18 protein-coding genes are annotated in these 12,746 nt (G+C 52.1%); 6 read left to right on the top strand and 12 right to left on the bottom strand.

The annotated features are described in order from the left end of the window. The first annotated feature begins 297 nt into the window (after window positions 1-297). A complete protein-coding gene (locus tag NUX24_RS21440; protein WP_214577631.1) occupies window positions 298-852 on the top strand; it encodes a gamma carbonic anhydrase family protein in 555 nt (184 codons plus the stop codon). On the opposite strand, the gene NUX24_RS21435 is transcribed toward NUX24_RS21440, so the two are convergent. Genes NUX24_RS21435 through dprA form a run of 6 tightly spaced genes read right to left on the bottom strand, consistent with a single transcriptional unit; the run spans window position 828 to window position 4,611 of the window. Beyond that, a complete protein-coding gene (locus tag NUX24_RS21435) occupies window positions 828-1,076 on the bottom strand; it encodes a DUF1488 domain-containing protein (RefSeq protein ID WP_198886781.1) in 249 nt (82 codons plus the stop codon). The two genes, NUX24_RS21440 and NUX24_RS21435, sit on opposite strands and share 25 nt — an antisense overlap. After that, window positions 1,073-1,891, bottom strand: a complete 819-nt coding sequence (aroE, locus tag NUX24_RS21430) for a shikimate dehydrogenase (RefSeq protein WP_126331242.1) — start codon at window positions 1,889-1,891, stop codon at window positions 1,073-1,075. The genes NUX24_RS21435 and aroE overlap by 4 nt, the downstream gene beginning before the upstream one ends. A gap of 4 nt (window positions 1,892-1,895) precedes the next feature. Next, entirely contained in the window at window positions 1,896-2,468 is a 573-nt protein-coding gene (gene tsaC / locus NUX24_RS21425; protein ID WP_214577629.1) for an L-threonylcarbamoyladenylate synthase type 1 TsaC, read from the bottom strand. Next, the gene (locus NUX24_RS21420; protein WP_047652855.1) at window positions 2,461-3,015 is read right to left on the bottom strand and encodes a type I DNA topoisomerase; all 555 of its coding nucleotides are present in this window, start codon (window positions 3,013-3,015) and stop codon (window positions 2,461-2,463) included. The genes tsaC and NUX24_RS21420 overlap by 8 nt, the downstream gene beginning before the upstream one ends. 26 nt (window positions 3,016-3,041) lie before the next feature. Then, window positions 3,042-3,515: a DUF494 family protein Smg gene (smg, locus tag NUX24_RS21415; protein WP_008503477.1), complete on the bottom strand. Its 474-nt coding sequence runs from the start codon at window positions 3,513-3,515 to the stop codon at window positions 3,042-3,044. Continuing rightward, window positions 3,487-4,611 (bottom strand): DNA-protecting protein DprA, encoded by a 1,125-nt coding sequence (dprA, locus tag NUX24_RS21410; protein ID WP_257834026.1) that lies wholly within the window; start codon window positions 4,609-4,611, stop codon window positions 3,487-3,489. The genes smg and dprA overlap by 29 nt, the downstream gene beginning before the upstream one ends. A gap of 127 nt (window positions 4,612-4,738) precedes the next feature. Between dprA and def the strand changes: the two genes are divergently transcribed. The 5 genes from def to mscL all read left to right on the top strand — a co-directional run bounded on the left by def (window position 4,739) and on the right by mscL (window position 9,516). Further along, a complete protein-coding gene (gene def, locus NUX24_RS21405; protein WP_008503479.1) occupies window positions 4,739-5,248 on the top strand; it encodes a peptide deformylase in 510 nt (169 codons plus the stop codon). A gap of 25 nt (window positions 5,249-5,273) precedes the next feature. Then, window positions 5,274-6,221 (top strand): methionyl-tRNA formyltransferase, encoded by a 948-nt coding sequence (fmt, locus tag NUX24_RS21400; protein ID WP_257834023.1) that lies wholly within the window; start codon window positions 5,274-5,276, stop codon window positions 6,219-6,221. A gap of 52 nt (window positions 6,222-6,273) precedes the next feature. After that, on the top strand, window positions 6,274-7,560 hold the full coding sequence (gene rsmB / locus NUX24_RS21395; protein WP_257834021.1) for a 16S rRNA (cytosine(967)-C(5))-methyltransferase RsmB: 1,287 nt from the start codon (window positions 6,274-6,276) through the stop codon (window positions 7,558-7,560). Window positions 7,561-7,582: 22 nt separating this feature from the next. Next, complete coding sequence (trkA, locus tag NUX24_RS21390) at window positions 7,583-8,959, top strand: Trk system potassium transporter TrkA (protein ID WP_008503482.1); 1,377 nt, start codon at window positions 7,583-7,585, stop codon at window positions 8,957-8,959. 146 nt (window positions 8,960-9,105) lie between these two features. Further along, window positions 9,106-9,516: a large-conductance mechanosensitive channel protein MscL gene (gene mscL / locus NUX24_RS21385; RefSeq protein WP_023309449.1), complete on the top strand. Its 411-nt coding sequence runs from the start codon at window positions 9,106-9,108 to the stop codon at window positions 9,514-9,516. Here the strand turns inward: mscL and NUX24_RS21380 are convergent, their stop codons facing one another. The 6 genes from NUX24_RS21380 to rpsD form a co-directional block, all read right to left on the bottom strand. After that, window positions 9,517-9,732, bottom strand: coding sequence for an alternative ribosome-rescue factor A (locus NUX24_RS21380; protein WP_126331251.1), 216 nt, complete (start codon window positions 9,730-9,732; stop codon window positions 9,517-9,519). It lies immediately after the preceding gene. Between the two features lie 57 nt (window positions 9,733-9,789). Continuing rightward, window positions 9,790-10,215 carry a Zn(2+)-responsive transcriptional regulator gene (gene zntR / locus NUX24_RS21375; protein ID WP_047652858.1) on the bottom strand — a complete coding sequence of 142 codons (426 nt, stop codon included), beginning with the start codon at window positions 10,213-10,215 and terminating at the stop codon, window positions 9,790-9,792. Between the two features lie 2 nt (window positions 10,216-10,217). Beyond that, on the bottom strand, window positions 10,218-10,586 hold the full coding sequence (locus tag NUX24_RS21370) for a DUF1992 domain-containing protein (protein WP_257834016.1): 369 nt from the start codon (window positions 10,584-10,586) through the stop codon (window positions 10,218-10,220). Window positions 10,587-10,693: 107 nt separating this feature from the next. After that, window positions 10,694-11,077 (bottom strand): 50S ribosomal protein L17, encoded by a 384-nt coding sequence (gene rplQ / locus NUX24_RS21365; protein WP_001216368.1) that lies wholly within the window; start codon window positions 11,075-11,077, stop codon window positions 10,694-10,696. Between the two features lie 40 nt (window positions 11,078-11,117). Beyond that, the gene (locus tag NUX24_RS21360; RefSeq protein WP_002919219.1) at window positions 11,118-12,107 is read right to left on the bottom strand and encodes a DNA-directed RNA polymerase subunit alpha; all 990 of its coding nucleotides are present in this window, start codon (window positions 12,105-12,107) and stop codon (window positions 11,118-11,120) included. A gap of 25 nt (window positions 12,108-12,132) precedes the next feature. After that, window positions 12,133-12,746: 30S ribosomal protein S4 (gene rpsD / locus NUX24_RS21355; protein ID WP_257834014.1), on the bottom strand; the 614-nt coding region annotated here is incomplete at its 5' end.

The following is a 12,746-nucleotide window of genomic DNA, read 5'->3' as shown; positions in this document are numbered from 1 at the left end:
GGTGGCGTATATTACGCTTTCCTCTTTCAGAGTCAACCCGTTATTTCAGGATTTTTTCTCTTCAACCGACCGGGCTGTTTGTGAAGTGATTCACATCCGCCGTGTCGATGGAGGCGCATTATAGGGATCCCATTTTTTAGCACAAGTATTTTTTAGATCTTTTTTTCCGACTGCTGATTTTCCGCGCTTTTCGCTGAAATCCCGCCCGATCTGCTTAAATATTGACGTATTTTGCCTTGCCGCGATCCATTAATATGATCAAAGTCTTCTGTATAGCGCTCATTGTTAGAGGTAGATATGCCCGCAGTATTACGTCCTTATAAAGATCTGTTCCCCCAAAAAGGCGATCGCGTGATGATCGATGCCAGCAGCGTGGTGATTGGCGATGTCAGAATGGCCGATGACGTCAGCATCTGGCCGCTCGTCGCCATCAGGGGAGATGTTAACTATGTGGAGATTGGCGCCCGTACCAATATTCAGGATGGCAGCGTTCTACATGTCACGCACAAATCCTCCTATAACCCGGAGGGTAATCCCCTCATTATTGGAGAAGAGGTTACCGTCGGCCATAAGGTGATGCTTCACGGCTGTACTATCGGGAATCGCGTACTTGTTGGCATGGGGTCAATTTTGCTGGATGGCGTCATAGTAGAAGATCACGTAATGATTGGTGCCGGTAGCCTGGTACCGCAGAACAAACGACTGGAGAGTGGCTATCTCTACCTGGGAAGCCCGGTAAAACAGATCCGCCCCCTGAAGGAGGCAGAGATCGAAGGGTTAAAATACTCGGCGAGCAACTACGTTAAATGGAAGAATGACTATTTGGATCAGGACAACCAAACCCAGCCCTGATCGTCTTCCTGTTGTTCGCGGATTAAATCGCTGGCTTCCTCTTCCAGATCCCAGCGATTTTCGCAAAATACCGCAATCGGATCTGAACCGCCAAAACGACGCAACAGCGTTTCCCCATGAATGGCACAGGTCAGTTGCATGCCCTGCACCAGAACCGGGAAACAGACCGCTTGCTTACTCTCATCCCAGCTCTCTCTGTCCGGAAAATGAATAGCCTGATTCACGCCGAAAGCTCCTGCTTTAACTTTTCAATGACAGGTTCGACCGCAGGCAACACGCCATGCCAGAGCAGCACCGCATGCGCAGCCTGACCCACCAGCATTCCCAGTCCATCGGCTAACTGCTTTGCGCCGTGTTGTTCACACCAGTCAAGGAAAGGCGTCTTCCCTTTCTGATAAAACATGTCATAAAAGTACATATGCGCGCTGACCAGAGAAGCAGGAATTGCCGGGATCTCACCGTTGATGCCGCTGGACGTGGCATTGATGACAAGATCGAACTCACGATCGGAGAGATCGTCAAGCGCTGCCGCGCTCACGCTGCCGGTATGCGCAAACAACGCCGCCAGCGCTTCCGCACGGGAAAAGGTTCTGTTGGTAATGGTCACCGAACAATCCAGTGAAAGCAGAGGCAACAGTACTCCCCGCGATGCGCCACCCGCACCAATCAGTAGGACCCGGAATCCGGGCTTAATAAACGAAAGTCGTTCCAGATCGCTAAGTAAACCAATCCCGTCGGTGTTGTCACCCAAAAGGCGTCCATCCTCAAGCCGTTTAAGGGTATTGACTGCACCAGCCAGTGAAGCACGCTCGGTCAGCTCATCCGCACGTTCGAAGGCTTCCTCTTTAAAAGGAACCGTCACATTCGCGCCTTTACCGCCCGCGGCGAAAAAAGCCTCCAGCGTTGGAATAAATGCATCCACCGGTGCCAGTACGCGACCATAGGGATGATTTATCTGCAGCTGCTTAGCAAATTGCTGATGAATCAACGGTGACTTGCTGTGTGCAATCGGATTACCAAAAACAGCATAGGTTTCCATGAGATTACCCCTGGCGAAAACGTTCGCCGGTCAAAGCGTCGCGAATTTCAGAAGGGTTCAGGCGCCCTCCCGTGTCACCGACAGCGACAGGGAAGTCGGTCCCGAACTGCGCCAGTACTTCTTCGGTTGTCCGGCAAGGTGGCAATCCGGTCAGGTTGGCGCTGGTTGAGACCAGCGGTTTACCAAATGCCAGACACAGCTCAACCACCAGCGGATGGTCAGTTACGCGAACAGCGAGGGAATCAAAACGTCCGGTTAACCAGCGAGGCGTAGTCGGCTGCGCCGGGAAAACGAAGGTCACCGGGCCAGGCCACGCGGAGAAGATAGTCTCGCGCTGCGCCGGCGTCAGCATGGAGTCATCGATATAGGGTTTAAGCTGCTCATAATTCGCAGCGATCAAAATCAGCCCTTTCTCGACAGGTCTTTGTTTTAAGGCAAGCAGTCGGCTCACGGCCGTCTCGCTGTCAGGATCGCAACCGACTCCAAAAACAGCTTCAGTTGGATAGGCGATGACTTCTTCTTTTTTCAGTACGTCCACGGCATGCGCAATGGAGCCTGATGGCAGGTTATTATTCACTATTTTGATCCGCCGTAACCGGCTTTCCACATTGTTTACTGGCGCAGAAGCGTTTCATGCCTTGCGCGGTTTTCTTCTCTATGAGTAGCGGATAATTGCAATGAGGGCAGGTTCCCGCTACCGGTTTAAAATTGATAACGAACTGGCATTCAGGGTATCGATCGCACGAATGGAAAGTCTTACCATACCGGGAGCGGCGCTGTACCAACTGACCGCGCTGACACTGAGGGCACGCAATTGCCGTTTCATCAGGCTTATCAATTTGTTCCGTATGCTCACATTCCGGGTAGCGGCTACATCCAATAAACATGCCGAATCGCCCCTGCCGCAGGGCTAATTCACCTCCGCAGACTGGACAATACTGCCCCTCCAGAATTTTAACGATATGTCCGTCCGCCTGGCTTTTCAGGGGACGAACATAATCACATTCCGGATAGTGTGAACAACCGAGAAACGGGCCGTGTTTCCCGGACCGAATAACAAGTTCAGCCCCGCACTGCGGGCAGGGCTCATTTTTATGCACCGTGAATAGTGCTGATTTGGCCATAACAACTCTTGGTGCTGCACATTGAATTAGTGCAGCATACCTTCATTCACTTCAAAGAGTAATTCTTCCATTTGCTGATAGGCGTTTTCACAGCCCGGGATATTAAACAGAACCATCAGGATCACCCACTTAAGATCTTCCAGTTCAAATTCTGCTGTATCCAGCGCCATGACGCGCTCTATCACCATTTCTCTCGTTTCGAGGTTCAGCACCTGAATCTGCTCAAGGAATAAGATGAACCCCCGGCAGCTGGCGTCCAGCCTTTCACACTCTTCTGCTGTATAAATGCGTACTGACAATGGGTCAGAAGCCAGCTGCATCGGTTCGGCGAGGCCTTCCTGATAATCAGCCAGTTTTTCCAGCCACATCAACGCATTATAGATATCTTCCCGCTCAAACCCCGCATCGGTAAGATCCTGTGTCAATTTGTCCTGATCCACTCGCATTTCTGCTTCGTTATGGATGTAAGTCTCAAACAAATACATCAGTACGTCGAACATGGCATGCCCTCCTTAATCGGACATAGCCGCCGGGTACAGCTGCGATCCACCCTGCTAACTCCAGTTCGAGTAGCTGTGCTACCGTTACTGGCACAGGTTGGCCGGCACGTTCAGCGACAACGTCAACAGGTGTTACCTCATCTCCTACGTTAGCCAGGAGCTTGGGAAATGGCAATGCCACCTTTCCCTGATCTGATGAATATTGTCGCTTTTCGGGATCTTCCTGCAGCCATTGCAACCCATACTGCAAATTTTCAAGAATATCTCCTACTTCCGTTACCGGCGTTGCCCCTTGCTTAATCAGCCAGTGGGGCCCCTCGCATCCTGGATTACCTATCGGACCAGGCAAGGCGAAGACTTCTCTCCCCTGTTCGAGCGCGCATCGCGCCGTGACCAGCGAACCGCTTCGGCGCGCCGCTTCAACCACCAGCACGCCTTTGCTAAGCCCGCTGATAATCCGATTCCGACGCGGAAAGTTTGCCGGCCTAGGCTGTGCGGAAAGCGGAAACTCAGACACTATCGCGCCGTCAGATTCAATAAGCCGCATCGCCAATGCCTGATGTCGGCGTGGATAAATGCTAAAAAGACCGTTCCCCAGCACCGCGACACTTCGTCCTTTAGCTGACAGCGCCGCACCGTGGGCAACGCCGTCAATACCGCAGGCCAGACCGCTGGTGATCGTGAAACCGCTTTGTGACAGTTGTTCGCACAGGATTTTCCCCCATCGCTCGCCGTACCATGATGGCGCACGACTGCCGACCACTGCCAATTGAACCGTATTAAGCGCCTCAGGGTTACCTTTTATGAATAACGCCCCGGGATAATCAGGGATCGTGCGAAGCAATGGGGGGTAAAGGGGATGGTTGGCCGTTAATAAGTGATTTCCCGGCTGTTCAAGCCACATCAGGCTACGTTCCAGCTCACTCTCATCGAGTGCAAGGAACCGTTCAGTCTGCTTCGCTGTCAGCCCGGCGTTTCTGGCCACGAGCACGTTGAGGTGTTCCTGCTTCTGCAGTCGCGCAGCCGCGTCCAGCATTACATCACCACACAGCGACCCAGTGTGTATTAGCCGTAGCCATATCTCGTTAGACGTCATCCTTTCCCCTGCCATAAGCGGCCTCCGCAATCATTGCGATTGGTCACTGATGCTGTCAATCGATGGGGGATTTGTCTAGAATAGAGGTAGTATTCTTATCAACTCCTGAACACGACTCTGGAAATTTATGGCAGTTTTGCAAGTGTTACATATTCCGGACGAGCGCCTTCGCATCGTCGCTGAACCGGTCAAAGAAGTGAATGCAGAAATCCAGCGTATCGTTGATGATATGTTCGATACCATGTACGCCGAAGAAGGCATTGGCCTTGCGGCGACGCAGGTGGACATTCACAAGCGTATTATCGTGATTGATGTTTCTGAAAATCGCGATGGCCGCCTGGTGCTGATCAACCCTGAGCTGCTCGAAAAGAGTGGCGAAACCGGTATTGAGGAAGGCTGTCTGTCTATTCCTGAACAGCGTGCGTTAGTGCCGCGAGCTGAAAAGGTGAAAATTCGCGCCCTGGATCGTGACGGTAATCCATTCGAACTGGAAGCAGACGACCTGCTGGCAATTTGTATTCAGCATGAGATGGATCACCTGGTCGGTAAACTGTTTATCGATTATCTCTCGCCGCTGAAACAGCAGCGTATTCGTCAGAAAGTAGAAAAACTGGATCGTTTGCGTTCTCGCGCATAACGTCCCCCCGGATACAAGGATCATCGTGTCTAAAACACTACGTATTATCTTCGCGGGAACCCCTGATTTTGCAGCGCGTCATCTTGACGCGCTGTTATCTTCTGGTCATCAGGTTGTTGGCGTCTTTACCCAGCCGGACCGCCCGGCAGGTCGCGGCAAAAAACTGATGCCGAGCCCGGTCAAGGTGCTGGCAGAAGAGCATGGGCTACCCGTTTTCCAGCCCGCATCGCTGCGCCCACAGGAAAATCAGCAGCTGGTTGCTGACCTGAATGCCGACGTAATGGTGGTGGTGGCTTACGGTTTAATTCTGCCAAAAGCTGTGCTTGATATGCCACGCCTGGGTTGCATCAACGTGCATGGGTCTCTGCTTCCGCGCTGGCGTGGTGCTGCACCAATCCAGCGCTCGCTGTGGGCTGGTGATGCCGAAACGGGCGTTACCATCATGAAGATGGACGTAGGTTTAGACACCGGCGATATGCTGTATAAACTGGCCTGCCCCATTACACAAGACGATACCAGCGCCACGCTGTATGACAAACTGGCAGACCTTGGCCCACAAGGGCTTATCGAGACGCTTCAGCAGCTTGCTGACAATACGGCAAAACCGGAAGTTCAGGATGACGCGCTGGTAACCTACGCCGAAAAGCTGAGCAAAGAAGAAGCGCGTATCGACTGGTCTCTGTCAGCCGCTCAGCTTGAACGCTGCATTCGCGCTTTTAATCCGTGGCCAATGAGCTGGATGGAGATTGATGAGCAGCCGGTGAAAGTCTGGAAAGCCTCCGTCACTAGCGGTACTACCACGGCTGAACCCGGCACGATTGTTGACGCCAACAAGAACGGGATCCAGGTGGCGACTGCGCAAGGGATTTTGAATCTTGAATCGCTACAACCGGCCGGCAAGAAGGCCATGAGCGCTCAGGATCTGTTAAATTCCCGTCGTGAATGGTTTGTCCCGGGCAATCGCCTTGCCTGAGTAAATTTATTCTTAAGGCCCGGTGTTTCCGGGCATTTTTATTTTTACGGTTATGAAAAAACAAAATCTACGCAGTATGGCGGCCCAGGCCGTCGAGCAGGTTATCGAGCAGGGCCAGTCATTGAGTAACGTCCTGCCTCCCCTGCAGCAAAAAGTTTCTGATAAAGATAAAGCCCTGCTTCAGGAGATCTGCTTTGGCGTCCTGCGCACACTCTCTCAGCTTGAGTGGCTGATTAATAAGCTGATGTCACGCCCAATGACGGGCAAGCAGCGCACCGTACATTATTTGATTATGGTGGGTTTTTATCAGCTTCTTCATACCCGCATCCCACCTCACGCCGCGCTGGCAGAGACGGTGGAAGGTGCCGTTGCGATTAAACGTCCTCAGCTGAAAGGGCTGATTAACGGCGTATTGCGTCAGTTCCAGCGACAGCAGGATGAGCTTCTGGCTGAATTTGCCCAAAACGAAGCGCGCTTCCTGCATCCGGACTGGCTGTTGAAGCGCCTGAAAAAAGCTTATCCGCAGCAGTGGCAGGACATTGCCGATGCCAACAACCAGCGTCCGCCAATGTGGTTACGCGTGAATCGTAATCACCACACCCGTGACGCATGGCTGGCATTACTCGAAGAAGCTGGAATGAGCGGCTTCACCCATGACGCATACCCTGATGCCGTGCGCTTAGCATCGCCTGCACCGGTACATGCATTGCCCGGCTTTGAAGACGGTTGGGTAACGGTACAGGATGCCTCGGCTCAGGGTTGCATGTCCTGGCTTGAACCCCGAAACGGTGAGCAGATCCTCGATCTCTGCGCCGCGCCTGGGGGCAAAACGACGCATATTCTTGAAGTGGCTCCGCAAGCCAGCGTGATGGCGGTAGACGTTGATGAGCAGCGTCTTTCACGCGTCTATGACAACCTCAAGCGCCTGGGCATGAAGGCACAGGTTAAGCAAGGCGATGGACGCAAACCCGCAGAATGGTGTGGTGAAACCCAGTTCGATCGCATTTTGCTGGATGCCCCCTGCTCTGCAACCGGCGTTATTCGTCGTCATCCGGACATCAAGTGGCTACGCCGCGATCGTGATATTAAGGAACTTGCTCAACTGCAATCCGACATTCTCGACGCCATTTGGCCGCATCTCAAGCCCGGCGGCACGCTGGTGTATGCAACCTGCTCCGTACTGCCGGAAGAAAACAGCCAGCAAATCGCGGCCTTCCTTAAACGTACCCCGGACGCGGCGCTGCGCGATACGGGAACGCCTGAACTCCCTGGTCAGCAGAATCTGCCGGGTACAGAAGAGGGTGATGGCTTCTTTTACGCTAAGCTAATCAAAGAGTGATGTTGAGAACAGGTCACGAGATATGAAGATTATCATTCTGGGCGCAGGACAGGTTGGTGGAACGCTGGCGGAAAACCTGGTTGGCGAAAACAACGACATCACCATCGTGGATACCAACGGCGATCGCCTGCGAGTTTTGCAGGACAAATTTGATCTGCGCGTTGTGCAGGGCCATGGTTCGCACCCGCGCGTCCTTCGTGAGGCGGGCGCAGACGATGCCGACATGCTGGTTGCGGTAACCAGTTCTGACGAAACTAATATGGTGGCCTGTCAGGTGGCCTACTCCCTTTTCAACACGCCAAACCGAATTGCGCGTATTCGCTCTCCGGACTATGTTCGCGATGCTGAAAAACTGTTTAATTCCGAAGCAGTCCCCATTGACCACCTCATCGCGCCAGAACAGCTGGTTATAGACAATATCTATCGCCTGATCGAATATCCGGGCGCCCTGCAGGTGGTGAACTTTGCCGAGGGTAAAGTGAGCCTGGCAGTGGTTAAGGCCTATTATGGTGGACCATTGATCGGCAATGCGCTTTCCACCATGCGCGAGCACATGCCGCATATTGATACGCGCGTCGCAGCCATTTTCCGTCACGACAGGCCAATTCGCCCGCAAGGTTCCACGATTGTCGAAGCCGGTGATGAGGTATTCTTTATTGCGGCCTCACAGCATATTCGTGCGGTGATGAGTGAACTTCAGCGACTCGAAAAACCCTATAAACGCATTATGCTGGTCGGCGGCGGCAATATCGGTGCCGGTCTGGCACATCGGCTGGAAAAAGATTACAGCGTTAAGTTGATCGAGCGCGATCAACAGCGTGCTGCTGAACTGGCGGAAAAACTGCAAAATACGATCGTATTTTATGGTGATGCGTCGGATCAGGAGTTGCTGGCTGAAGAGCATATCGATCAGGTTGATCTCTTTATTGCCGTCACAAACGACGACGAGGCGAATATAATGTCCGCCATGCTCGCGAAGCGCATGGGGGCTAAAAAAGTCATGGTGCTTATTCAGCGCAAGGCGTATGTCGATCTGGTTCAGGGCAGCGTTATTGATATTGCCATTTCCCCTCAGCAGGCGACAATTTCCGCGCTTCTGAGCCATGTTCGTAAAGCGGATATTGTCGGTGTGTCATCGCTCCGCCGTGGCGTTGCGGAAGCCATTGAAGCCGTGGCTCATGGAGATGAAACGACGTCACGAGTCGTCGGCCGCTCGATCGACGAAATTAAACTGCCACCAGGCACGATTATCGGCGCCGTTGTGCGCGGGAATGATGTCATGATTGCCAATGATAATTTACGGATTGAGCAAGGCGATCACGTAATTATGTTCCTAACCGATAAAAAGTTTATTACCGACGTCGAACGTTTATTCCAGCCAAGTCCATTCTTCCTTTAAAGAATTGGGTGCTCGAGAAAGAGCACCCTTACTTTATCCTTTTCATTTCTGTGCCTTTTATTTTTCATAATGTTTAATTATCCCGAATGGCAATTGGCTAATGATTTGTTAAACTTAAACTCGTCAGCTGGCACAAGGAGAGAACAATGAGTTTTATTAAAGAATTTCGCGAATTTGCGATGCGCGGGAACGTGGTGGATTTGGCAGTGGGTGTCATTATTGGTGCGGCATTCGGCAAAATTGTTTCATCATTAGTGGCCGACATTATCATGCCACCCTTAGGGTTGTTAATCGGCGGCATTGATTTCAAACAGTTCGCTTTCACGCTGCGTGAAGCGCAGGGTGATGTCCCGGCAGTCGTGATGCACTACGGCGTATTTATTCAGAACGTATTTGATTTTGTGATTGTCGCATTTGCCATATTTATGGCCATCAAGCTGATCAACAGGCTCAACCGTAAAAAAGAAGAGCCGGCTGCAGCACCTGCGCCAACGAAAGAAGAAGTGCTGTTAAGTGAGATCCGCGATCTGTTAAAAGAGCAGAATAACCGCGTCTAATCAATAGATAAAAGCAGGAAGGCCAGTGGCAAATAAGCGATTCGCTTGCTTGCCACTGGCCTCCCAGTTACCCCGTTTTTCATGTTTGTCTTTACGCAGATAACTTCCTTTCCCTTTTTTATTCTTCTCAACGCGCTGCCTGAACAACGGGTCGTGAAGTAACGCCTCAATGGCATTGTCTTTAATTTGTCCTTTCGTGTGCTGATAGCGGCTCATAATGTCTCCAGAGCAGGGTTTATGACGACGGGAGTCTAGACCCGGTTGAACTAAAAATCAACAGCCCTGAGTTTCTCCACTCGCTCCCTGTTCCAGGGCTTCGAGAATTGAACAGTAAATACTGCTGTGGGCCGTGCCGCAGCAGGCGTCATTCAGCCTTTGCAGGGAGCGCTGCATGGTTTGCAGCTCCTGTATGCGCGCTTCAACTTCATCCAGCCGGGCCTGCACAATGCTTTTAGATTCCTGGCAGGTGTGATGTGACGGATCGATGCGGATCGATAATAACTCGCGGATCGAATCCAGCGTGAAGCCGAGCTGACGCGCATAACGAATAAACCGCAGGCGCTGCAGATCGTTATCGGTATAAAGTCGAAAGCCACCTTCAGTACGAACTTCATGATCGATCATCTGCTGCTTTTCGTAATATCGGATAGTATCCGGCGTAACGTTCGCAAGCTTCGCAAGTTCACCGATACGGTACATAACTACTCCTCGTTCATGTTCTGCATCAACCTATCACCGTATTCACCGTGCAGAAAATCAGTGTTCATCCCAGCCTGGCGTAGCTTGAGTTCAAGCAGGGCGAGACGGCGGCTAAGTTCAGAATGTCGTGGATCGTCATGGCGGATCCCATTGAGAAGATCGGCCAGTTCAACGGCCTCTCTGCGCTGTTCGAGCTCCGGGGGGAGACAGCCCGCATTTTTAAGTAAACGGTATCCAGCCCGTAATTCAGGCGCGATGTGCGAATCATCGTCAAGCACAAGGGGTTCGCCGCTCCCCGGGAGATCGTCGAATTCACCTTTATTTTGAGCATCACGGATATGGCGTTCTGCCCACTGATCGAGCAACCACATTATCAGCTCCAGGGGATGAACAGAATTAATACAGACATTGTAGAGAAGCGTGGGTATCGCGGATATAAAAAAACCCGCCGGAGCGGGTTTTTTTACGTTACTGCAGATTACTCTGCAGCAGCTTCTGCTTTCTCTGAACGATCAACCAGCTCGATGTAAGCCATCGGCGCGTTGTCGCCTGCACGGAAACCACACTTCAGAATGCGAGTGTAACCACCGGCACGGCTCGCGAAACGCGGGCCCAGTTCGTTAAACAGTTTTGCCACGATCTCGTTATCACGAGTACGGGCGAATGCCAGACGACGATTAGCAACGCTGTCAGTCTTGGCAAGAGTAATCAGCGGCTCAACTACGCGACGCAGCTCTTTCGCTTTAGGCAGGGTCGTCTTGATGATCTCATGACGAACCAGTGAACCTGCCATGTTGCGGAACATAGCCTGGCGATGGCTGCTGTTGCGGTTCAGTTGACGACCACTCTTACGATGGCGCATGACCTTATCCTTCTCAGTAAAACCTTAACCTGTGATCCGGTTACTCGTCAGCAATGCTTGCCGGTGGCCAGTTTTCCAGGCGCATGCCCAGAGACAGACCACGTGAAGCCAGCACGTCTTTAATCTCAGTAAGAGATTTTTTACCCAGGTTCGGCGTTTTCAGCAACTCAACCTCGGTACGCTGTACCAGATCACCGATATAGTGGATAGCTTCTGCCTTGAGGCAGTTAGCAGAGCGGACAGTCAATTCGAGATCGTCAACAGGGCGCAGCAGGATCGGATCGAATTCTGGTTTCTCTTCTTTCACTTCCGGCTGACGTACATCACGTAAGTCAACGAAAGCTTCCAGTTGTTCTGCCAGGATGGTCGCCGCACGACGAATCGCCTCTTCAGGATCGATTGTGCCGTTGGTTTCCATTTCGATGACCAGCTTGTCCAGGTCGGTACGCTGTTCTACACGCGCTGCTTCAACATTGTAGGCAATACGCTCTACAGGGCTGTAGCATGCGTCGACCAGCAGACGGCCGATTGGGCGCTCATCTTCTTCCGAATGAATTCGGGCAGAAGCCGGCACATAACCACGACCGCGCTGAACTTTGATACGCATGCTAATAGCTGCGTTCTCATCGGTCAGGTGGCAGATCACGTGCTGCGGCTTGACGATTTCAACATCACCGTCGTGGGTGATGTCGGCTGCAGTCACAGGGCCAATGCCAGATTTATTCAGAGTAAGAATAACTTCATCTTTACCCTGAACTCTCACCGCCAGCCCTTTCAGGTTGAGCAGGATTTCAAGGATATCTTCCTGAACGCCTTCTTTGGTGCTGTACTCATGAAGTACACCATCAATCTCAACCTCGGTCACCGCGCAACCCGGCATCGATGAGAGCAGAATACGGCGCAGTGCGTTACCCAGAGTATGGCCAAAGCCACGCTCTAAAGGCTCAAGGGTCACCTTGGCGTGCGTCGAACTCACTTGCTCGATATCTACCAGGCGCGGTTTTAGAAACTCTGTCACAGAACCCTGCATTGTGTCCTCTCTTTGGTACTAAGCTTTACTTGGAGTAAAGCTCGACGATCAGGTGTTCGTTAATGTCCGCAGACAGATCAGAACGTTCTGGCTGACGCTTGAACGTACCTTCCATCTTGCCAGCATCAACTTCCAGCCAGGTTGGCTTTTCACGCTGCTCAGCCAGCTCCAGAGCGGCCTTCACGCGAGATTGCTTTTTCGCTTTCTCACGAATGCTAACAACGTCATTCGCTTTAACCTGATAAGAAGCGATGTTAACAACACGACCGTTTACCATGATTGCTTTGTGGCTAACCAGCTGACGTGATTCAGCACGAGTAGCGCCGAAGCCCATACGGTATACAACGTTGTCCAGACGACCTTCCAGCAGAGCCAGCAGGTTTTCACCTGTGTTGCCTTTCAGACGTGCTGCTTCTTTATAGTAGTTACGGAACTGACGCTCCAGCACACCGTACATACGGCGAACTTTTTGCTTTTCACGCAACTGCACACCATAGTCAGACAGACGCGGTTTACGCGCACCGTGCTGGCCAGGAGCTTGTTCAATTTTACACTTGGTATCGATCGCGCGAACGCCAGACTTAAGGAATAAGTCGGTGCCCTCACGACGGCTCAGCTTGAGCTTAGGACCCAAATATC

Origin of the sequence: Enterobacter sp. HG048 (assembly GCF_024702055.1) — a bacterium.
GTDB lineage: Bacteria > Pseudomonadota > Gammaproteobacteria > Enterobacterales > Enterobacteriaceae > Enterobacter > Enterobacter dykesii.
This window is presented reverse-complemented; position numbering and strand designations above follow the sequence as displayed.